The sequence below is a fragment of the Cognatishimia activa genome, from assembly GCF_001458335.1.
GTDB classification, from domain to species: Bacteria; Pseudomonadota; Alphaproteobacteria; order Rhodobacterales; family Rhodobacteraceae; genus Cognatishimia; species Cognatishimia activa.
Map to the genome: position 1 here is coordinate 554893 of NZ_CYTO01000009.1, position 21418 is coordinate 576310.

Here is a 21418-nt window from a genome sequence, read left to right on the forward strand (position 1 = left end):
AACATGAAAGATATTCTGCAAGAGCTCGAAGATCGCCGGGAAACCGCTCGTCTGGGTGGTGGTCAGCGTCGGATCGACAGTCAGCACGCCCGCGGCAAACTTACTGCGCGGGAACGGATTGACCTGCTGCTTGATGAAGACAGCTTTGAAGAATTTGACATGTTCAAATCCCACCGCTGCACCGACTTTGGTATGGAAGAGCAAAAGCCAGCGGGGGATGGGGTCGTCACCGGTTGGGGCACGATCAATGGCCGTATGGTCTATGTGTTCTCTCAGGACTTTACTGTGTTTGGCGGCTCATTGTCCGAAACCCACGCGGAAAAGATCTGCAAAATCATGGATATGGCCGTGCAGAACGGTGCGCCTGTGATTGGGATCAACGACTCTGGTGGCGCGCGTATTCAAGAAGGTGTTGCTTCCTTGGCGGGTTACGCTGAAGTGTTCCAACGCAATATCATGGCGTCTGGCGTGGTGCCGCAGATCTCTGTGATCATGGGCCCATGTGCGGGCGGCGCGGTCTATTCCCCAGCGATGACCGACTTCATCTTCATGGTGAAGGACACGTCTTACATGTTCGTCACTGGTCCAGATGTTGTGAAAACCGTGACCAATGAAGTCGTGACCGCGGAAGAGCTTGGCGGGGCGTCCACGCACACCAAGAAGTCTTCTGTTGCAGATGGCGCGTTTGAAAACGATGTTGAAGCGCTGGCTGAAGTGCGCCGTTTGGTCGACTTCCTGCCTCTGAATAACAAAGAAAAGCCGCCGGTGCGCCCGTTCTTTGACGAGCCGGGCCGCATTGAGGATAGCCTTGATACGCTGGTGCCTGAAAACCCGAACACCCCTTATGACATGAAAGAGCTGATCCATAAGGTGGCTGACGAAGGTGACTTTTACGAAATCCAAGAAGACTATGCCAAAAACATCATCACCGGCTTTATCCGCCTGGAAGGCCAGACAGTGGGTGTTGTTGCAAACCAGCCAATGGTTCTGGCGGGCTGTCTGGATATTGATAGCTCCCGTAAAGCAGCGCGTTTTGTGCGCTTCTGTGATTGCTTTGAAATTCCAATCATGACGCTGGTCGATGTTCCGGGCTTCCTCCCTGGCACGTCTCAGGAATACGGCGGCGTCATCAAGCACGGTGCGAAACTGCTGTTCGCATATGGTGAAGCGACCGTGCCGAAGGTGACCGTGATTACGCGTAAAGCCTATGGCGGTGCCTATGACGTTATGGCGTCCAAGCACCTGCGGGGTGATTTCAACTATGCATGGCCGACTGCGGAAATCGCTGTGATGGGCGCGAAAGGCGCGACAGAAATCATCCACCGTGCTGATCTCGCGGATGCAGACAAGATTGCGGCGCACACCAAGGACTATGAGGATCGTTTCGCGAACCCATTTGTGGCCGCAGAGCGGGGCTTTATTGACGAGGTGATTATGCCGCATTCCACGCGTCGCCGGGTCAGCCGGGCCTTTGCCTCCTTGCGCAATAAGTCCCTGAAAAACCCATGGAAAAAGCACGACAACATTCCGCTTTAAGGTAGGATCAAGGACTTCGCCGTGGCAGACGCACCAGCCATAAAACTCTATCCGCCATATCTGGCGATTACGGCCCCCGTCGTGGCGGTGATCCTCGATTGGGGGGCGCCGCTTGGGTGGGACTTTGCTGGTCCCGCCGGGCAGGTGGCTTTTGGAGCGGCTTTGGGGGGCTTTGCCCTTTGGCTGGCGGTTTCCGGTGCGCGGGCGTTTAAGGCTGCGGGAACAAACGTGGATCCCAAGCAGGAAGCATTGGTGTTGGTTGAGACTGGTCCATACCGGCTGACACGCAATCCAATGTATCTGGGAATGGTGACGTTGCAGATCGCGCTAGGGTTTATGTTTTCCTTGGAATGGTCTCTGGTTGCGGCACCCATCCTCTGGGCCGCGCTGAATTGGGGCGTGGTTGTGCATGAAGAGACCTACCTCACGCAGAAATTTGGCGAACCTTATAAAGCGTTGCTGCAACGTACGCGGCGGTGGATCTGATGGCACGTAACGCGTGGCATATCCTGAAAGACGAACAGTCTGTGACAGTGGCCCGTCGTGTCCCTGTGCGGTTTGATGTGGTTGCAGAAGTCAAATTGCCAACCGCGCGCAAGCTGCGCGTGGCTCAGCAGGTGCGTCAGGATTTGTGGCGCGCGTTGCAGGGGCAACCGGGGTTCTCGCCCGTGGTGGAAGTGCGCGATGTGGACGGAGAGCTCGCCATTCGCGCCGGTGGTCAATGTGACCGTCAGGTGGCACGTGCCGATATGGAAGCGCGGATTGATGCGCTGCTGAATGACGCAAGCAAGCGCGCCCGATGGATACGCTTTGCGCAGCATCGAGGAGGCCGCCTTGATGCTTAAACGAACGAAATTCGTCGCATTCGGAGGAGTACTTGTACTTGCGACCACGGCCGGTGCTATGGAGGTTAGCCCGGCTGTGCCCTCTGGTTTGAAGTTTTCGTTGCAGGAGGCATTTATGGATGCCCTGCAAGATGGCACACAAGCGCTTCGGTTGCGCTATGTGGCTCCTGAGATTGGGACGTCCCCTTACGACTACACAGGTGTTGCGGACGATTTCATGAGCCTTTGCACAGACATTGGCCTGCCGATGTTGGCAGAATCCGGACAATCGGCGGATCAAGTTATTGTGTCTTTTTCGAACCAAGAAACCGAATTTGGGGTCGCCAACCCCAATGCCACCCAGTATTTCGAGGTTTTCACCTTGGAAAACGACACCTGTATCTGGGAGGCATTCTGATGAAGCCGCAATATCTAGGGGATCGGCAGGCCAATCGGCGGGAAGTTGCGTCTTTGACGTCACATGAACGCGCCATGGTTGCAGATCCGTTTATTTTTCTCGAGTTTTCAGCTACGTTCTGCCGCGGGTATTCCCAAGATACCTCGTACCCCGCAAGGGGCCCAAAACTGGGGCAGGCAGGGTCTTTCGGCTCTGTTGTCAATGAAAAGAAAACTAGGAGACTAAAATGTCCAAGAGCATCAAAGCCATGGTCGCGATCGGCCTCGTTGCATTCGTCGCAGCCTGCGCACAAGAACCAGAAGAAGAGTATGTGGTCACCGACCCAGCTCCGATCTCTACAGAGCCGACACACACCGGCAAATACAAGTAATTCTTTTTGGGGGCGGCGTCGCGCCGCCTCCAAAACCTCAACCTGTAATCTAAGCCCAGCATTTGGTCCTCAGGTTTCTTTACATAAAAATCTGGACTCAGCCCGTCTTTTCTCCTTGAATTGGACCACTTGGAACAATGAGGGAGAAGAAAAATGCGCCTACACGTCGCGGGTTTCGCCGCGTTGTATCTGGTCGCGAGCTGCGCATCGCCAGAGCCAGAAGCGATCACAACCGAACCACGTTACGACAAATTCGGAAATTATGAGTGCGAAGTCATTCCGGGCACCAATACATGTGTGCCCGATGACGATGAAGACCCATGCATCCTGCCGGACGGCAGCGTTGCGCCGCCCGGCGTTGAATGTCCACCTCCGGAAAGAGGGGATGACGACGATGACAGTTCCACAACCGGTGGCGGTCGGCCTAGCACACCGGGCACCGGGGCACGTCCATAGTGATCTGACACAAATCACGCGACCTTCCGGTCAAGTCTCAGGATCGGAGGGCGCATCATGCTAAAGCATCGTGGCTTTCCGGGCCGTTTGCCGGGCACTGATTTCCAATTCACAATTCGCCGTCCAAATCCAAAGGGCGTAACCCCGCTGAAGCGTCTTGAGCGTTTCCGCGATCGCCGTCCGCCGGATCGCAAGGCCGATCTCGGCTTTATGCAGGCGCTTTGGGAGCATTTCGGCGAAGAAACCTTTGAACGCGGCAATCTGGATGCGGGGCGGCTGAGCTGGCTCTTTGGCCGTGAAGTGATCCCAGCAGAAGACCCGTTCGATCCTGCAAGCTATGAGGCATTGCTGCGTATTGATGTGGACGTTGCGCGTGCGTCTTTCCCTGATGCATTTGATGGATCGGACTGGAGATGATGCTAAGTCGGCTAAATCCCGCTGGTTCTTCAGCAATCGCTTCGGCGGAGAAGGTGCCCTTTGGCATGTCTTCGCCGATGATTTGCGAAATTGCGCGGGATAGTGCTGACAATTTGATCAAACCGAAGGCTGAGGTTGCGCGGCGCAATACACGCAAGAATAGTAATGACATGGCATCAGCGGTAACCCTCGCTGATGTTTGTAACAGTGTATTCCGTTACCCATCCCAACGCAGCTGGCGTGGTACTGTCCCCACCACGTCAGCTGCAACCTCATTCTCCGCAAATAAACTTAACAATAATGCGCGGCAGATTGCCGATTTGCGCGCAGAATACGAACTGCGTTTTCCTGCTTCTTTGACCATGGCAGTGTCGCCCCAGACCACTAAAGGACAAAGGGGCAATAGCAGATGCGAATTCTCAAAATCACGGCGATCACATGCATCGCATTCGGCGGGCTGGCGGCCTGTGGTGACACAACGCTTGAACAAGGCTTGCTTGGCGCTGGCGCGGGTGCGGGTGCAGCCGTTGTTACAGGCGGCAACACCACAGCGGGTGCAGCCATTGGCGCAGCCGCAAATGTGGCCTACTGCAAAACCTATCCAGACCGCTGTAACTAACCCAACAACTGCGTCTCCGGTTTACGCCGGAGCGCAACCGATGGATTCAACCACCAAGGCCCGCCGCGGCTTTGGTGGTTTTTTAATGCCAAAGTTTACGACTGGGCCTTCGCACTTAATCGCGGGCCCCGAAACAGAAGGGACATCCGATGTTCAATAAGATCCTGATCGCCAACCGTGGTGAGATCGCCTGCCGTGTCATGAAAACGGCCAAGAAAATGGGGATTTCCACCGTCGCCATCTATTCCGAGGCAGACCAAAACGCGTTGCATGTGAAGATGGCCGATGAAGCCGTGCATATCGGCCCGCCACCGGCGAACCAATCTTACATTGTCATCGACAAAGTGATGGCTGCCATCAAAGAGACCGGCGCGCAAGCGGTGCACCCGGGCTATGGCTTCCTGTCTGAAAACGCGAAATTCGCTGAAGCGCTCGAAGCAGAAGGCGTTGCCTTTGTCGGCCCACCAAAGGGTGCGATTGAGGCGATGGGCGACAAGATCACCTCTAAGAAAATCGCTCAAGAAGCCGGCGTTTCCACAGTGCCGGGCTACATGGGGCTGATCGAGGACGCGGAAGAAGCGGTTAAGATTTCCAATGAAGTTGGCTACCCTGTGATGATCAAAGCCTCTGCCGGCGGCGGCGGTAAGGGCATGCGGATTGCCTGGAATGACGATGAGGCGCGTGAAGGCTTCCAGTCTTCTAAAAACGAAGCGGCGAATTCCTTCGGCGATGACCGGATCTTCATTGAGAAATTCGTGACCCAACCGCGCCATATCGAAATTCAAGTTCTGTGCGACCAACATGGCAACGGCATCTATCTGGGCGAGCGGGAATGTTCTATCCAGCGCCGGAACCAAAAAGTTGTGGAAGAAGCGCCATCCCCGTTCTTGGATGAGGCAACCCGCAAAGCCATGGGCGAACAGTCCGTCGCGCTGGCCAAGGCCGTGGGCTACGCTTCTGCAGGTACCGTGGAATTCATCGTCGATGGCGACAAGAATTTCTACTTCCTGGAAATGAACACCCGTCTGCAGGTGGAACACCCTGTGACCGAGTTGATCACCGGTGTCGACCTTGTGGAACAGATGATCCGCGTCGCCAATGGCGAACCGCTTTCCATCAAACAAGAAGACGTGAAACTGACCGGCTGGGCGATTGAAAACCGTCTTTACGCCGAAGACCCATATCGCAACTTCCTGCCATCCATTGGCCGTCTGACCCGCTACCGTCCACCGGTTGAAGTGGCCGCTGGACCAATGGCGGAAAACGGCACATGGCATGGTGATGCTGCCGTCGGTGAAACCGCGGTGCGCAACGATACCGGCGTTTTCGAAGGCGGCGAGATCAGCATGTACTACGACCCGATGATCGCAAAGCTTTGTACTTGGGGTCCGGATCGCGGCACAGCGATTGAGGCCATGCGGAACGCTCTGGATGGTTTCGAGGTTGAAGGGATCGGTCACAACCTTCCATTCGTGGCAGCGGTGATGGACCATGAGAAATTCATCTCTGGAAATATGACCACCGCCTTTATCGAAGAAGAATATCCTGATGGGTTCGAAGGTGTTGAACTCGGTGAAACCGAATTGCGCCGGATCGCAGCGGCGACCGCCGCGATGCACCGCGTTGCGGAAATCCGTCGCACACGCGTGTCGGGCCGTATGGACAACCATGAACGCCGGGTTGGTGAAGATTGGGTTGTGACCCTGCAAGGCACTGAGTTTGCAGTGAAAGTGGATGCTGACCAAGAGGGTTCAACGGTTTCCTTCGATGGTGGCGAAAGCGTACGTGTGGCATCGAGTTGGACACCTGGTGACCAGCTGGCAAACGTCGACGTGGATGGTGCGCCTTTGGTTCTGAAGGTCGGTAAGATCTCCGGCGGTTTCCGCATTCGCAACCGCGGCGCGGATCTGAAAGTGCATGTGCGTTCACCACGTCAGGCGGAACTAGCGAAACTGATGCCAGAGAAACTGCCGCCAGACACGTCCAAGATGCTGCTGTGCCCAATGCCGGGTCTGATCGTGAAGGTCGACGTAGAAGTGGGTGACGAAGTGCAAGAAGGTCAGGCACTTTGCACTGTTGAAGCCATGAAGATGGAAAACATTCTACGCGCAGAGAAGACCGCTGTGGTTTCAAAAATCAACGCAGGTGCTGGCGACAGTTTGGCCGTTGATGATGTGATCATGGAGTTTGAATAAGCACATGTTTAATGCGCGTATCATAACAGCAAGGGCCGCCCAGCGGCCGAAAGCTGTGCGCGCGCATTATTGCGTGAGTCTGCGGTCGCGGATTTCTTGCTGGCGCGTTGGCAGCTTGTCGATGGAGCGTGAAATTTCGCGTACATCCCAAGGCAAGGGCTTGCGGAGATACACTGTTCCGTCTTTGCCAACCAGAACCAGCATGAAGCCACGCGGACGGTATTTGGTGCGCAGCTCGGTTTTGAGCGCCGGGTTCGCATCCGTCAGCACAATGACATCCCGTTCGGCAAGCTCTTCTGGCAAAGCTTCCAGCAGCTCCATCTGTTGGACAAAACGCGGGTCTGCGGGGCTGTCTGCAAAGACAATGACCAGCCGGTTGACCCATTGGAATTCGGAAATATCTACGCCATCCGCATCAAAAAAGATGCTGGGCGCTTCGGGTTCTACCTCGGTTTCCACTGTCGTTTCTTGTGCCATCGTTGGCCCAACAAACGGAACAATAAACAGTGGTAAAACAAGAGCTAAGCAGAATCGTTTTAAGTGCGTCATGCCCTTCAATATAGGCCAAGACCGCGCGAATGCGATGGGCGGGGCTTTAAACTTATCAAATAATTTCGCGAGCGAGCCTTTGGCTTTGCGCGCATTCACTGACGGGGCCACTTTGCGCCCTGAAGGCATGAGGACGACACAATGACCACAAAGAACGATTGGGAAAAGCTCGCCGAGAAAGAGCTGCGCGGCCGTCCGCTGGAAGATCTGCAATGGGACACGCTGGAAGGTATCGACGTGAAACCGCTTTATACGGCGGAAGACACGGCAGATCTTGACCATATGGGCACGATGCCGGGCTTTGGTCCGTTTACGCGGGGCGTGAAGGCGACCATGTATGCGGGCCGTCCTTGGACAATCCGCCAGTATGCGGGTTTCTCCACAGCAGAAGAATCCAACGCATTTTATCGTCGTAACCTTGCTGCTGGTCAGCAGGGTGTGTCTGTTGCCTTCGACTTGGCGACACACCGGGGCTATGACTCTGATCACCCGCGTGTGGTCGGTGACGTCGGTAAAGCGGGTGTTGCGATTGACTCGGTTGAGGATATGAAAATCCTCTTTGACGGCATCCCACTCGATAAAGTGTCCGTGTCCATGACAATGAACGGTGCGGTGATCCCGATCCTTGCGAACTTCATCGTTGCGGGTGAGGAGCAGGGCCACGACAAGTCACTGCTCGCAGGAACCATTCAGAACGACATTCTGAAAGAGTTCATGGTGCGGAATACCTATATTTACCCGCCTGAGCCTTCCATGAAGATCATTTCGGACATTATTGAGTACACCTCCAATGAGATGCCGAAATTCAACTCAATTTCGATCTCCGGCTATCACATGCAGGAAGCGGGCGCGAACCTGGTTCAAGAGCTGGCTTACACGCTGGCAGATGGTCGTGAATATGTGCGTGCTGCGATCAATGCGGGCATGGATGTGGATAAATTCGCGGGCCGTCTGTCCTTCTTCTTTGCCATTGGCATGAACTTCTTCATGGAAGCCGCCAAACTGCGCGCAGCACGGACGCTGTGGCACCGGGTGATGACAGAGTTTGATGCGAAGTCCGAGCGTTCCAAAATGCTACGGACCCACTGCCAGACCTCTGGTGTGTCGCTGCAGGAACAAGACCCTTACAACAACGTGATCCGCACCGCTTACGAGGCGATGTCCGCGGCATTGGGTGGCACGCAGTCCTTGCACACCAATGCTTTGGACGAGGCGATTGCGCTGCCAACGGACTTCTCTGCCCGCATCGCTCGGAACACGCAGATCATCCTGCAAGAGGAAACCGGTGTGACCAATGTGGTCGACCCATTGGCGGGCTCTTACTACGTGGAAAGCCTGACCGATGAGCTGATCAACAAAGCCTGGGCCTTGATGGAAGAGGTCGAGGAAATGGGCGGCATGACCAAAGCCGTGGCCTCTGGCATGCCAAAACTGCGCATTGAAGAGACCGCTGCGCGTCGTCAGGCCATGATTGACCGGGGTGAAGAAGTCATTGTGGGTGTGAACAAATATAAGCTCGCCCAAGAAGACGACATCGAGATTCTGGACGTCGACAATATGGCTGTACGTGACAGCCAGATTGCCCGCCTAGAACAGATCCGCGCCACACGGGACAACGATGCGTGCCAAGCGGCACTTGCTGAATTGACCCGTCGCGCGAAAGAAGGCGGCAACTTGCTTGAAGCCGCCGTGGAAGCCGCACGTCAGCGTGCCTCAGTCGGAGAGATCAGCATGGCAATGGAAGATGAATTCGGCCGCCACCGTGCGGAAGTGAAGACATTGGCTGGCGTTTATGGCGCGGCTTATGAAGGCGACGAAGATTTTGCTCGGATCCAGAAATCCATTGAGGATTTCGCAGAAGAAGAGGGCCGTCGCCCACGTCTTCTGGTGGTGAAGATGGGCCAAGACGGTCACGACCGTGGCGCGAAAGTGATTGCGACGGCCTTTGCGGATATCGGTTTTGACGTCGATGTTGGTCCGCTGTTCCAGACACCTGACGAAGCCGCGCAAGACGCAATTGACAACGATGTGCACGTGGTTGGCATTTCCTCTCAGGCAGCGGGGCACAAGACATTGGCGCCTCAACTGATCGCGGCTCTGAAAGAGAACGAAGCGGAAGATATCATTGTGATTTGCGGCGGGGTTATTCCGCAGCAAGACTATGATTTCCTGAAGAAAGCAGGCGTGAAGGCGATCTTTGGTCCGGGCACCAATATCCCGGAAGCGGCGCAGGACATTCTGCAGCTGATCCGCGAAGCGCGCAGCTAAGCGATATTGCGGGGGGCTTTGCCCCCCGTTTTGAGTATTTGGGCAAAGAAGAAGCGAGAGTGTTTGTTCTTTGCAGGTTCAGTCTTTCCAAACCTCTGGCATTTGTTAGTCTCTGCTTTCGGTCGATGGGCCAAGACGGAGGCAGAGATGCAACTTGACCATATTGTTGTCGCGGGGGCGCGACTGGATGATGCTGTGGCGCATATTGAAGCGGCGCTTGGTGTGTCGATGCAGACCGGCGGTCATCATGTCCGCTATGGAACCCATAATGCTTTGATGGGGCTCGCGGATGGTATCTATTTGGAAGCCATTGCGATTGACCCAGATGCCACGCCTCAGAGCCTGCCGCGCTGGTTTGGTCTGGATGCGTTTAGCGGAGCGCCGCGCCTGATCAGCTGGGCGGCACGTGTTCCTGATCTACCTGCTGCGATCAGTCAATATACCGTCGCTGGCGATAGCATTGATATGCAGCGGGGTGATCTGCGCTGGCGCATGGCGGTCCGGGCTGATGGGCAGTTGCCTTTGGCCGCGGCATTTCCATCCTTGCTGCAGTGGCAAGTCAGCCCGATTCCACCAGAGACGCTTCCAGCGTCCGGGTGTGCACTGCGGCGTTTGAAAGTGCACACACCGATAGAGTTGTCGTCTATCCCTGAAGTGTCAGCCAAGGCGTCCATTCAAGTTTTGTCTGCACCAGCGCTGAAACTTGAAGCGGTATTTGACACGCCTCATGGCGAGAGGGTTCTCACGTGATCGTCCGCGCGGCCACCCTATCTGACGCTCCAAGTGTTGCTGATATCTGGAACGCTGAGATCCGCAATGGAGTAACCACGTTTAACTCTCGTGAGAAAACAGTCACTGAATTAGAGGCGCAGATCAGTGAACGCGGCGCAGGCTTTCAGGTTGCTGAAAACAAAGGCTTGGTCGTCGGCTTTGCCACTTACTTCCCATTTCGCGGTGGGATTGGCTATGCCCACAGCAAAGAGCACACGATCTACCTGTCCCCCAAAGCGCAAGGGTTAGGGGCAGGGCGCGCGCTGATGGATGCCATATTGAGTGTCGCCAAAGAGAACGGCGTGCATTCCATGATGGCTGGAATTTCATCTGAGAACGAAGCCGGCGTGCGGTTTCATGCCGCTTTAGGTTTCAAACATGTGGCTCGCATACCGGAAGTTGGCTACAAGTTTAACCGTTGGATGGATTTGATTTTGATGCAGAAATTTCTTTGACGCCGTACTGGCTGGCGATGAATTTCTGAGCGAGAGTACTTAGGTTGGCCCCATGAGCATTTGGACCCAAATTACTGAGGCGATTTCTGCCCTCGCCAATGGCGAAAGCCTGAGCGAGGTGTTCGAGCGCCTGCGCACGCCACCGGAACGCTCTGTGGCCTTCACCATCGCGGTGATTGCTCTGGGCGCGAAGATGGCCAAAGCCGATGGGCTCGTGACGCGTGACGAGGTGACAGCCTTTCGCGAGGTGTTCCATATTGCGCCGCAGGATGAGGCTGGGGCTGCCCGGGTGTTTAATCTCGCCCGTCAGGATGCGGCTGGCTTTGAAGAATACGCTCAACGCATTCGTGGGCTTTTTTCCGAGGATCACGCTTGCTTCTGTGATCTTATGGAGGGGCTTTTTCACATCGCTATGGCCGATGGGGAGTTTCATCCGAATGAGGATGTTTTCCTAGACCGTGTGGCCGAGATTTTTGAAATGGATCCGGCCAAATACCAAGCGATCAAGACGCGTTTTGTGCCGGATGCGGAGCCAGATCCATTTACGGTACTTGGTATTGACCCAAGCGCCTCTGAAGAGGAGGCGCGCAAGGCTTGGCGGCAATTGGTACGCGAGACGCATCCTGATGCCATGATCGCGCGGGGGCTGCCAGAAGAAGCCATTAAGATCGCAGAAAAGAAGATGATCGACGTCAATCGCGCTTGGGAAACCATCAGCGGCAAGGCTGCATGATGCGCATCGCCACGTATAATGTGGAATGGTTTACGAACCTCTTTGATGAAGAAAATCAATTGGTTCTGGATGACAGTTGGTCCGCGCGCCATGACGTGACAAAGCGCCAACAGGTCGAGGCGCTGGGGATTGTGTTCACGGCCTTAGACGCGGATGCGATTTTGGTGGTGGAAGCGCCGGACCAGAACAGCAAACGCGCGACGGTCCCTGCGCTTGAGAATTTTGCGAAAGGCTTTGGTTTGCGTGCAAGAGAGGCTGTGATCGGCTTCTCAAACGACACACAGCAAGAATTGGCCTTGCTTTATGACCCAGACGTCCTGACCGCGCGACATGATGCAGTCAGCAGCTTGGACGCCCCGCGATTTGACCAGCAGTTTCAGATTGACCTCGACGTAGATGAACGCGCGGATGCGGTGGTTTTTTCAAAACCGCCGCTTGAACTTGCCTTAACCACAAAGGCGGGGCGTGACCTTCGCTTTATTGGTGCACATCTGAAGTCCAAGGCCCCCCATGGCGCTCGCAACCGCGATGACGTCATGCGTATTTCCATCGCCAACCGTCGCAAACAATTGGCTCAGGCCATTTGGCTGCGTCGACGGGTTGTACAGCATCTGAAAAATGGGGAATCTCTGATCCTTGCAGGCGACCTCAATGATGGTCCGGGGCTGGATGAATATGAGGATCTGTTTGGGCGTTCATCGGTCGAGATTATCCTGGGAGAGCAGGGCGAGGATTGCCTGCACGACCCCCATGCACGGGCCGCTTTAGGCCGGAGACTGGGAGCGCAGCCAACGACATCTCGGTTCTTTATTGAAAAAGAAAACAGATACTTACAGGCACTTTTGGACTACATCATGGTGTCTGCTGATCTTAGGGCTTTCGGGCCGAAATGGCGTATCTGGCACCCATTTGAAGACCACGCATGTTACCGCCTACCAGAGCTGCGAGAGGCGCTTTTGACCGCTTCGGACCATTTTCCTGTTACAATGGATATCGATATTTGAATTGAAACTGGCCTTTGAAGGACCCAGATCATGTCCATGAAGAGATTTATTTTTTGCCTGTCCCTCAGTCTTGCAACCCCGGCCATTGCTGCTGAGGAAGAAGACGGAAAGTCCCTGATGCAGCAGGGTGCCGAGCTTTTCTTTAAGGGGCTGACGGAGCAGATGGAGCCAGCGATTGAAGACCTCAAAACGCTGACCGAGGATATGGGCCCAGAGCTTCTTGAATTCTTCTCTAGCATGGGGCCAGCACTTGGCGAACTGTTGGAAGAGGTGGAAGACTGGAGCGTTTATGAGCGCCCGGAAATGCTCCCCAATGGCGATATCATTATTCGGAGAAAGCCTGATACCGAGGCCGAGGCGGATGATGAGGGTGTCGTCGACCTTTAAAGGCTGATCACCTCAAGGTCAGCGCCCATCGCATCAGCCAATGACTTCAGCCGCGCCGCGGCGACTTCTCCGTAAAGCGAAGCGGCAGAAGCAGGCAGGGTGAGTTTCAACGCTCCTTTGTCCGGATCGTAGTCGAACTGACCGGTCTCTGCGTTTTTCTTCATCCAAAGCATTGCGCCGAACCGCATGGCTTTGCCCAGAATCTCGGCCTGTTGGATTTCTTCGTCAGACAGCAGCGAAATCAGCTCTTCAAACCGAGTGCCTTCGCGTTTGTTCCGGTAGCGGTGCAGCAAAGCAAGACCCAGTGCAACGCGTTCATCATGCCCCAAGCCCCCCAGATTGGCGCGGGTTGCGTAGTCAAAACAGGTTTCTGCGCGGTAATCAGGATGCGCGCGCCAACTGACGTCATGCAGCAAGCAGGCGGCTTTGATAATGCGCAAACGCGCACGGCCTGCATCTGGAAAGAGGGGGCGCACAAAATCAAACAGGGATTTGCCAAATCCCGGCAAGCGCGCGTCCTTGCTTTCAGCAAAGCGGCAGGCTTCGATTAGCGGATCCCGATCGCGCAGCTTGTCTGACATCTGCTCATACAGCATGCCTTCGCGGATCCCGTAAGACGAAATGGCGATGTCGTGGGGATCAAAGCGTTCACAAACGCCGATCAGCACCTCAATCGCCATCGGAATTAGCGACATACGCAGCGAGGATACACCACAGCGTTGGCGCAGCTCTTCTGGATCAAAGGCTTGAATATAGGCGGCCGTTTTGCGGATGTCTTCGGCGCTCATGCGATATTCATGTAGAACCCGTAGGGGGTAGTTGCGGCGCTCCATATCAATGCGGGCAATGGCGCGCCAAGAGCCACCGACAAGGAACAAACGGTCTTCTTGCTCGCCCATCTTCTCTTTGAGCTGATCTAGCGTTTCGCGAATATAGGCCGCGCGGCCCTCAGCGCCGCCAGCCACATCGCGCAGTTTCAGGGGACCAAGAGCGGAGGTTACGCGTTTGCCAATTTTACCATGGCTCATTTCGGCGAGTTCCATGGAGGAGCCGCCAATATCGCAGACCAAACCATAAGAACCGGGCCAGCCGAGCAGGACGCCCTGTGCCGAAAGACGCGCTTCTTCTTCACCATCGATGACATGGATGTTCAGGCCGGTTTCACGCAGTACATCGGCGCAGAACTCTGGTCCGTCCTCTGCCTCGCGCACGGCGGCGGTTGCCACAGCAGTCAGCGGGTCATCACAGATATTGGATGCAATTTCTTGGAAACGTTTCAAGGCGTTAAGGGCGCGTTCGCGGCCTTCAGGATTCAGTTTGCCCGTGTCAGAAAGACCCGCACCAAGGGAACACATGATCTTTTCATTATAGAAATAGGCAGGGCTACGCGCCGCGCCATCAAACACAACAAGGCGGACTGAGTTTGAGCCAACATCGACCACCCCCACACGAGAGAGTTTGCGCGCTGCGGCATCTTCAAAGATAGGGCGGCCAAAGACCCCCCAATCCTGTGTGGACTCACCGGTTCCGTCCATGAATCACCCCGTCTCGACCTTTGTGACGTTTTTGTAAGATGCGTCAGGGCTTTAGCTGCGTCAATGCGGTGATTGCGGGCTTTGGTATTGGTCAGTTTGTGTGGGTTAGTTTTGGTACATCCGCTGCGCCAGCAGATCCTCGACCTGAGAGCGACGGGTTTTCCATGAAGAACCGGTGGCAGTTAAAGGCGAATTGTCCTTCGGGCACCGGCTGGCGGTCAAAACTGCCGTCCGCATTCATCACCCAGCTTTGGGCCACATCCGCAAGGTTGGCGGCCATCACCTGGCTGACAATCTGCGCTTTCACGGTGGGGTTTTTCACTTCGACCAAAGTTTCCACGCGACGATTGAGGTTGCGTCCCATCCAGTCGGCCGACGAAATAAAGACCTCAGCCTGTTTTGAGGGCAGCCCGTGGCCATTGCCGAAACAGGCAATCCGGCTGTGTTCAAGGAAACGCCCAACGATGGATTTCACGCGAATATTCTCGGACAAGCCTTTGATACCAGGTCGCAATCCACAAATCCCGCGCACAACCAGGCTGATCTTTACGCCCGCTTGTGACGCAGCATAAAGCGCATCAATGACTTCTGGTTCGATCAACGAGTTCATCTTCGCCCAGATTTCCGCAGGACGTCCAGCTTTCGCGTGTTCCGCTTCCGCTTGGATCTTCTTAATCAATGTCGACTTCAAAGAGTGCGGTGAGATGGCGAGGTTTTCCAAACTGTCCGGCTGTACATAGCCTGAGAGGTAGTTAAAGACCTTGGTCGCATCGCGACCCAGCGCGTCATCACAGGTGAAGAAGCTGAGGTCAGTATAAATCTTCGCGGTAATCGGGTGATAGTTTCCGGTGCCGTAGTGGGTGTAAGTGACCAGCCGGTCTCCTTCTCGGCGCACGACGGTCGAAACCTTTGCGTGGGTTTTCCAATCGGTGAACCCATACACCACATGAGCGCCGGCGCGTTCGAGTCGGCGGGACTGACGAATGTTGGCGGCCTCATCAAAGCGCGCTTTCAGTTCAACAAGAGCGGTCACCGATTTGCCGTCTTCCGCGGCTTCACAAAGCGCTTCCACGATAGGGGAGTGATTGGAGGTCCGGTAAAGCGTCTGCTTGATCGCCACAACGTTAGGGTCGCGTGCTGCCTGTGTCAGGAAACGCACCACCATGTCAAACGTCTCATAAGGGTGATGCAGAAGCATGTCTTTTTGTTTGATCGCAGCAAACATATCGCCGCCGTGGTCCTGAACGCGTTCTGGCACCCGTGGGGTAAAGGATGGCCACAGAAGGTCTGGGCGCTCATCCAAGACCAGTTCTTTCAGGTCTGCGATGCCGATCATGCCTTCGATCTCAACCACTTCCTGCTCTGTGACGTGCAGCTCGTCCATGATCAATGATTGCAACGACTTCGGCGCGTTGGCGGACATTTTCATGCGCACCACTTCACCGCGGCGACGGCGTTTCAGGGCGACTTCAAACTCGCGCACCAAGTCCTCGGCTTCTTCTTCCACTTCAAGATCACTGTCGCGCAAGACGCGGAAGGTACAATGGCCTTTGGCTTTGTAGCCGGGGAATAGGCTGTCCAGATGCAATAGCAGCAGGTCTTCCAGCGGCAGGAACCGTAGTTGGTCGCCGTCACTTGGCAGTTGCACAAACCTGTCGATCTGTTGCGGAATTGGCAGCAGCGCTTGCAAGACACGCTTGTTCTTCTTGCGCTCCAGTTCCAGCGCAAGCGAGTAGCCCAAATTCGGAATAAACGGGAACGGGTGCGCCGGGTCGATCGCCAATGGAGACAGGACCGGGAACACTTTGTTCAAAAAGAAGGCTTCGAGGAAGGACTTGTCGTCCTTCGTGACATCCTTGTGGCCAAGAAGGGCAATGTTGTTTTCGCCAAGCTCAGCGCGCAGAGCCAAGAAAATGCTTTGCTGGGATTGCATCAAATTGCGCGCGTCTTGGTCAATCAACGCCAGTTGTTCTTGCGGAGTGAGACCGTCTTGGCCGGGCGTCGTGTTACCTTCACGATGCAACTCTCGCAAACCGGCCACACGCACCGTGTAGAACTCGTCCAAGTTCGCCGCTGAAATCGACAGAAAGCGCAACCGCTCCAGCAAAGGCACAGCCGTATTCTCAGCTTCTTCTAAGACCCGCCAGTTGAAGCTGAGCCAGCTCAGCTCGCGATTAAAGAACCGCGATGGACCGGTGAGGTCCAGTTCAGGCATGTCTACTGGGTTGGGGAAGTCGGATTTCAGAAAGTCTGCGTGAGTCATAAAGAGGGGTATGCCAATGGCCGGTAACGGGAAGATGACAATACTAACGAGAGGGGCTGGGATGTCCAGATGGCTTAAGTCAGCCGGATTAAATCGTTTTTTACGATGTCTGTTTGCGGAGAAAGCGGCTGGCGAATGCGCGTGTAATGGGCTTTTTCTCAGAAAGCGATGCCCGGTCAAGGTCTTCGACAAGCGCGCGAGCCGCCGCATAACTACGGTCGATTTGTTTGACCAAGAATGGGATCGTGTCGGGCGTCGGCACCAGTTGTCGGTCATTGAATAGTTTCGCCAGTAGCACGGATAGCAGCATGTCGTCGGGGTCTGACAGGGTCGCGGTCATAGTGCCTTGCATGCGGCTTTTTAGGTCGGGCAGAGTAAGGCCCCAGTGTTTTGGATCCTGCGTGCCGGTAAGCAACAGCGTGTTGCCTTCTGCAAGCGTGAGGTTGTGCAGGTGAAACAATGCGTCTTGCGCTGGCCCGTTCTCAGCAATCGCTTGAACATTCTCAACCGCGACAGGGCCCGATGCAAGTGACGGGATGTCGGCGCTCTCCAAGTCGGTTGCGTCCAAGATCGCACCACCGCTTTGATTTGCCCACACATGCACCAAATGCGTTTTGCCGCTGCCTGCTGGTCCGGTGATAACCAATTTGCCGCTGCTCCAATTCGGCCAGTTTTCAACCAAAGCCACGGCCATGGCATTGGCGTCGGAAACGAAGAAATCATCTCGGCCCAGAGCGGGGCGCACTGGGAGGTCGAGGCTAAGCTGTTCTGCCATATTAGTCGTCGCTGTCTTTCGCGGCTTTTCCGGCGATCCCCGTGTAAAGCCGGGATAGTTTGTATTGGTCAGCGCCGTAACGCACAAGCACGCCGATGGCGGCGGCCACAGGAACGGCGATCAACATGCCGACAAACCCAAACAAGGTGCCAAAAACTGACAGCGCAAAGATCAGCCAAACCGGGTGTAGCCCGACGGAGTGGCCAACAAGTTTTGGTGTCAGCACATTGCCTTCTATGACTTGGCCCAACCCGAAGATACCTGCAACAAGACCTAAGGATACCCAATCGCCCCAGAACTGGAAGAGGCCCAGTCCAATCGCCAATGCGCCGCCCACAAGCGCTCCGACATAAGGGATAAAGGTAATAAGTCCGGCCACGAAGCCGACCACGAGACCGAATTGCAGGCCGACGAGCATCAGCGCGATGGCATAGTAGGTACCAAGGATGAGACAAACCGTGCCCATGCCGCGCACAAAGCTGGCGAGGGTTTGGTCAACCTGACCTGCGAGCTCACGGATGATAGGCGCATGATCGAGCGGCAGGAGGCCATTGATCTTGGCGATCATATTGTCCCAGTCGAGCAATAGGTAGAATGCGACTACAGGGACGATGACCACCAGCATGACAACATTGAGCAAGGATGCGGCGGATGTGAGCGCAGTCTGCAACAGCGCGCCGCCGCGGGTCTGGACTTGTTCGCCAATGGCCAGCAACGCCTGATGTGCCGCGCTATCGGGCACAAAGAGCTGCGGGAAACGTTGGTTCAGGAACGCTTGCAGATCCCGCGCCAGATCAGGCGCAATCTGGATCAGGTTGGTGGCTTGTGATACCAAAGTGGGCACAACCGCCAAAATCATGATTACAAAGAGTAAGAGCGCGACCAATGTAATAACGGTGGTCGCCGCTGCGCGAGAGAACCCCATGGTTTCCAAACGATCTGCGACTGGATCAAGGAAATAGGCAATTGCAGCGCCCATTGCGAAGGGAAGAATGACATCTCCTAAGAACCACAGGGCCACTAAGAAAACCGCGGAGGAGATACCCCAGTATTTGACCTGTTCTTGAACTGGCAATGCCATGCGCGTGTCCCTGCAAACTTCTTTGCTTAGACATCGCCCATGGCATCAGATGTTTCAAGAGTGCGTCAAAACAATCTTGTTCTTGCTCTTAGTGGCAATCAGGGCGCTTACCCGGCAGCAGAACCTTGTCGATCACGTGGATCACGCCATTGTCGGCTTTGATATCTGCGATAATAACGTTCGCCATTTCACCGGTACCATCAGCGATGGATACACCGCCGCCATCTTTGGTGATGCACAGGCGCTCGGACGCCAGCACGGGCTTGAAATAGTTAGAGCCGCTTGGGATCATGCCAGCCGTGAGGTTGCGGTCATCTACGTGGTAGAGCAGCACATTTGTCAGGTCGCCCTTGTTCTCTGGCTTGAGCAGGGTGTCGACGGTCCCTTCAGGCAGAGCAGCAAACGCGTCGTTGAGGGGCGCGTAGACGGTGAATGGGCCCGGACCTTGCAGAGTTTCAACCAGACCGGCAGCGCTGACTGCTGCGACAAGTGTGGAGAAGCGATCATCGCCCACGGCGATATCAACGATAGTGTTGGATGCAACTGCGGACGAGCCAATGGTGGCGGCCACGATGGTGGCCGCAAGTTTCTTTGCGAACATAGTGATTTCCTCTCTGAACGCCGCACCCAATCCCCGAACTCAAGGAGCTGAGTTCATTCCCTAGGTGCAACTGTAAAGAGATACGCCATCTCGATCAGATTGGATCAAAAAATAATTTTGTGGCGCGTTAAGTCGTTGTTTTAGGTATCAATCAACAGATGCGACGTCCGCCGCTGCGGCTTCATTGTCTGCCGCCACAGTCACACTGTATTCGCTAAATGCTATGTCACGAGTGGGTTTGACCGCTTCGTATTCGGGGCTCTTGAAAACCATGTCGACGGCAGCGCGGCTTGGGTATTCGACAATAAACACCTTCTTGGCTGGGCGATGGCCAACCACAACTTCGTTAATGTCGAAAGTTTTTGTTATGACGGCGCCAGCGCGTTCCATGAGCGGACCTGTGACACGGAAATACTCTGCGAGCGCCATAGGCTCATCATCATTAAGAGTTACCATGGCTACCACAGTGACGGACATAGTTTGCTCCTTCTTTCGCGCTTCTCTTCTTCACCTAGAGCGATGGACGCACGGTGGCAATGGGGTTCGACCGACGATTTCGCTAGCTATCCTTTTGAGACAAGTCCCCATTCGAAAGCTCACCGAGGTTTTGACGGATGAACAACTCGCCGGACGAACCAAGTCTTTCTCTGTATTTTATTGGGGCGATCCCCATTGTTTTGCGAAAATCCCGCCTAAAGCTTTCTAAGGATCCAAACCCGCAGATGTCGCATATGTCTGCGAGGGATGTGTTACTTCCATCTAAGAGTTCCGCAGCGCGGGCCACGCGCTCGCTCTTGAGCCAATTCAGCGGTGTATTGCCCAGCTCTTCGTGAAAACGCCTTGCAAGAGTGCGCTCGCTTGTTCCGGCTGTCTGCGCCATGCGCGCCAAGGGCCAGTCTTCGTTCAAGTGTGCGCGTACTTGGTCTTGTAACGCCGATAGGCCTGCACCAATCCGGGCTTTGGGTTCAGGACGCGGAATGAATTGGCGTTGTCCGCCATCCCGTTGCGCCGGAAGCACCAAACGCCGTGCGACCGTTGCCGCGGCTGCTGCCCCATAGTCTTGCCGAATAATGTGAAGCCCAAGGTCAAGCCCCGCAGCGGAACCTGCAGAGGTGTAAATGCCGTCGCCCTCGACGAATAAGACATCCGGGTTCACGGTGATCTCTGGATACATTGCAGCTAACGTATCTGTATAGCGCCAATGGGTCGTCGCTGACTTGCCATTTAGCAGCCCCGCAGCTGCAAGTACGAATACACCCGAACAGATAGAGGCAATACGTGCGCCATTCTTATGAGCCGCTTGAAGCGCCTCACAAAGTTCTGCAGGAACAGGCGTTTCAGCGCCGCGCCAGCCGGGAACCACGATCAGGCTCGCATTGCGCAGCTTTGCTAGGTCGTGCTCTGCTTCAATGACAATTCCGCCGGTGGCCCGGATCGGCCCCGGATCAGCAGAGACTGTCGCGAAACTGTACCACTGTTCAAACTCCGGACGGGGAAGGGCAAAGAGTTCGACCGCAATCCCGAACTCGAACGTGCAAAGCCCGTCATAGGCCAAGACACAGACCAAAGGTGCATCAGAGGCGGTGCGCTGAAGGGTTGTCATGGTGTTCATTGGCAAAATTCACATTTCACATTTGATTTTCGCGATTGGCAGGAATTGACCGAACTATGTCAGTTCTGCCAATATCGCTGTTTTGGCAATCATGGCAAGTCTGTTTCAGAGATTTTGAACAGGAGACTGACCCATGGCCCAAATGACCGATCTAACCGCCGCCATCGAAATGTATTTTGACGCGATCCATGATTGCGATGTCGAAAAGCTGAATACGGTCTTTCATCCAGCCTCCAGCCTGTTTGACGCAGATAATGGCAGCATCTTTGTCGAACCGATCGATAGCTTTAGTGAAGATGTGGCAGGGCGCGTGTCACCAGCCAGTGTCGGGCAGGCCATGGAGGCCGAGATCCTGATGATTGATTACCTGTCTCCGCTCAGTGCAACGGTCAAAATCCGTATCCGTGCGCATAAGAACGTCTTTGTGGATCACCTCGGCTTTGTGAACGGCGAGAACGGTTGGCAGATCGTGTCCAAGATCTGGCACCTAGAGCGGGTGATTGATTAAGCGAATACTTGTATGGAGGGGAGGAGAGGCGCGAAACTGTT

The 21418-nt window shown here is 55.1% G+C and carries 24 protein-coding genes; 16 read left to right on the forward strand and 8 right to left on the reverse strand.

Features of this window, described 5'->3' with window-relative positions:
- Window positions 1-3: 3 nt before the first annotated feature.
- The 9 genes from TA5113_RS07195 (at window position 4) to TA5113_RS07230 (ending at window position 6835) form a co-directional block, all read left to right on the forward strand.
- Window positions 4-1536: an acyl-CoA carboxylase subunit beta gene (locus TA5113_RS07195; protein ID WP_058315653.1), complete on the forward strand. Its 1533-nt coding sequence runs from the start codon at window positions 4-6 to the stop codon at window positions 1534-1536.
- A 21-nt stretch (window positions 1537-1557) separates the two neighbouring features.
- Entirely contained in the window at window positions 1558-2022 is a 465-nt protein-coding gene (locus TA5113_RS07200; RefSeq protein WP_058316660.1) for a methyltransferase family protein, read from the forward strand.
- Window positions 2022-2381, forward strand: a complete 360-nt coding sequence (locus tag TA5113_RS07205) for a hypothetical protein (RefSeq protein WP_058315655.1) — start codon at window positions 2022-2024, stop codon at window positions 2379-2381. The genes TA5113_RS07200 and TA5113_RS07205 overlap by 1 nt, the downstream gene beginning before the upstream one ends.
- Window positions 2374-2778 carry a DUF6497 family protein gene (locus tag TA5113_RS07210; RefSeq protein WP_131726430.1) on the forward strand — a complete coding sequence of 135 codons (405 nt, stop codon included), beginning with the start codon at window positions 2374-2376 and terminating at the stop codon, window positions 2776-2778. Before TA5113_RS07205 ends, TA5113_RS07210 begins: the two co-directional genes overlap by 8 nt.
- 226 nt (window positions 2779-3004) lie before the next feature.
- Window positions 3005-3148: a hypothetical protein gene (locus TA5113_RS16930; RefSeq protein WP_165589390.1), complete on the forward strand. Its 144-nt coding sequence runs from the start codon at window positions 3005-3007 to the stop codon at window positions 3146-3148.
- 153 nt (window positions 3149-3301) lie between these two features.
- The gene (locus TA5113_RS07215) at window positions 3302-3604 is read left to right on the forward strand and encodes a hypothetical protein (RefSeq protein WP_058315657.1); all 303 of its coding nucleotides are present in this window, start codon (window positions 3302-3304) and stop codon (window positions 3602-3604) included.
- Between the two features lie 57 nt (window positions 3605-3661).
- The gene (locus tag TA5113_RS07220) at window positions 3662-4021 is read left to right on the forward strand and encodes a hypothetical protein (protein WP_058315658.1); all 360 of its coding nucleotides are present in this window, start codon (window positions 3662-3664) and stop codon (window positions 4019-4021) included.
- A 409-nt stretch (window positions 4022-4430) separates the two neighbouring features.
- Window positions 4431-4640 (forward strand): hypothetical protein, encoded by a 210-nt coding sequence (locus tag TA5113_RS07225; protein ID WP_058315659.1) that lies wholly within the window; start codon window positions 4431-4433, stop codon window positions 4638-4640.
- A gap of 149 nt (window positions 4641-4789) precedes the next feature.
- On the forward strand, window positions 4790-6835 hold the full coding sequence (locus TA5113_RS07230; protein ID WP_058315660.1) for an acetyl-CoA carboxylase biotin carboxylase subunit: 2046 nt from the start codon (window positions 4790-4792) through the stop codon (window positions 6833-6835).
- A gap of 66 nt (window positions 6836-6901) precedes the next feature.
- On the opposite strand, the gene TA5113_RS07235 is transcribed toward TA5113_RS07230, so the two are convergent.
- Complete coding sequence (locus TA5113_RS07235) at window positions 6902-7312, reverse strand: DUF4174 domain-containing protein (RefSeq protein ID WP_058315831.1); 411 nt, start codon at window positions 7310-7312, stop codon at window positions 6902-6904.
- Window positions 7313-7525: 213 nt separating this feature from the next.
- Here TA5113_RS07235 and scpA point away from each other — a divergent pair, with 213 nt between their 5' ends.
- The 6 genes from scpA (at window position 7526) to TA5113_RS07265 (ending at window position 13002) form a co-directional block, all read left to right on the forward strand.
- Entirely contained in the window at window positions 7526-9652 is a 2127-nt protein-coding gene (gene scpA / locus TA5113_RS07240) for a methylmalonyl-CoA mutase (protein ID WP_058315661.1), read from the forward strand.
- A gap of 147 nt (window positions 9653-9799) precedes the next feature.
- The gene (locus TA5113_RS07245) at window positions 9800-10402 is read left to right on the forward strand and encodes a VOC family protein (RefSeq protein ID WP_058315832.1); all 603 of its coding nucleotides are present in this window, start codon (window positions 9800-9802) and stop codon (window positions 10400-10402) included.
- Window positions 10399-10878 (forward strand): GNAT family N-acetyltransferase, encoded by a 480-nt coding sequence (locus tag TA5113_RS07250; protein WP_058315662.1) that lies wholly within the window; start codon window positions 10399-10401, stop codon window positions 10876-10878. Before TA5113_RS07245 ends, TA5113_RS07250 begins: the two co-directional genes overlap by 4 nt.
- A gap of 52 nt (window positions 10879-10930) precedes the next feature.
- Window positions 10931-11611, forward strand: a complete 681-nt coding sequence (locus TA5113_RS07255; protein ID WP_058315663.1) for a molecular chaperone DjiA — start codon at window positions 10931-10933, stop codon at window positions 11609-11611.
- The gene (locus TA5113_RS07260) at window positions 11611-12615 is read left to right on the forward strand and encodes an endonuclease/exonuclease/phosphatase family protein (protein ID WP_058315833.1); all 1005 of its coding nucleotides are present in this window, start codon (window positions 11611-11613) and stop codon (window positions 12613-12615) included. The genes TA5113_RS07255 and TA5113_RS07260 overlap by 1 nt, the downstream gene beginning before the upstream one ends.
- 30 nt (window positions 12616-12645) lie before the next feature.
- Window positions 12646-13002: a hypothetical protein gene (locus TA5113_RS07265; RefSeq protein WP_370736433.1), complete on the forward strand. Its 357-nt coding sequence runs from the start codon at window positions 12646-12648 to the stop codon at window positions 13000-13002.
- Here TA5113_RS07265 and TA5113_RS07270 read toward each other — a convergent pair.
- The 7 genes from TA5113_RS07270 to ftrA all read right to left on the reverse strand — a co-directional run bounded on the left by TA5113_RS07270 (window position 12999) and on the right by ftrA (window position 20869).
- Entirely contained in the window at window positions 12999-14537 is a 1539-nt protein-coding gene (locus TA5113_RS07270) for a Ppx/GppA family phosphatase (protein WP_058315664.1), read from the reverse strand. The two genes, TA5113_RS07265 and TA5113_RS07270, sit on opposite strands and share 4 nt — an antisense overlap.
- Window positions 14538-14628: 91 nt before the next feature.
- The gene (locus tag TA5113_RS07275; RefSeq protein WP_058315665.1) at window positions 14629-16800 is read right to left on the reverse strand and encodes an RNA degradosome polyphosphate kinase; all 2172 of its coding nucleotides are present in this window, start codon (window positions 16798-16800) and stop codon (window positions 14629-14631) included.
- Between the two features lie 100 nt (window positions 16801-16900).
- Complete coding sequence (locus TA5113_RS07280; RefSeq protein ID WP_058315666.1) at window positions 16901-17575, reverse strand: P-loop NTPase family protein; 675 nt, start codon at window positions 17573-17575, stop codon at window positions 16901-16903.
- 1 nt (window position 17576) lies between these two features.
- Window positions 17577-18656 carry an AI-2E family transporter gene (locus TA5113_RS07285; RefSeq protein WP_058315667.1) on the reverse strand — a complete coding sequence of 360 codons (1080 nt, stop codon included), beginning with the start codon at window positions 18654-18656 and terminating at the stop codon, window positions 17577-17579.
- Window positions 18657-18744: 88 nt separating this feature from the next.
- Window positions 18745-19257 carry a fasciclin domain-containing protein gene (locus tag TA5113_RS07290; protein WP_058315668.1) on the reverse strand — a complete coding sequence of 171 codons (513 nt, stop codon included), beginning with the start codon at window positions 19255-19257 and terminating at the stop codon, window positions 18745-18747.
- Between the two features lie 147 nt (window positions 19258-19404).
- On the reverse strand, window positions 19405-19734 hold the full coding sequence (locus tag TA5113_RS07295; protein WP_058316661.1) for a DUF1330 domain-containing protein: 330 nt from the start codon (window positions 19732-19734) through the stop codon (window positions 19405-19407).
- 82 nt (window positions 19735-19816) lie between these two features.
- On the reverse strand, window positions 19817-20869 hold the full coding sequence (ftrA, locus tag TA5113_RS07300) for a transcriptional regulator FtrA (protein ID WP_082625910.1): 1053 nt from the start codon (window positions 20867-20869) through the stop codon (window positions 19817-19819).
- A 133-nt stretch (window positions 20870-21002) separates the two neighbouring features.
- On the opposite strand from ftrA, the gene TA5113_RS07305 reads away from it, so the two are divergent.
- Window positions 21003-21377, forward strand: a complete 375-nt coding sequence (locus TA5113_RS07305) for a nuclear transport factor 2 family protein (protein WP_058315670.1) — start codon at window positions 21003-21005, stop codon at window positions 21375-21377.
- The last annotated feature ends 41 nt before the right edge of the window (window positions 21378-21418 follow it).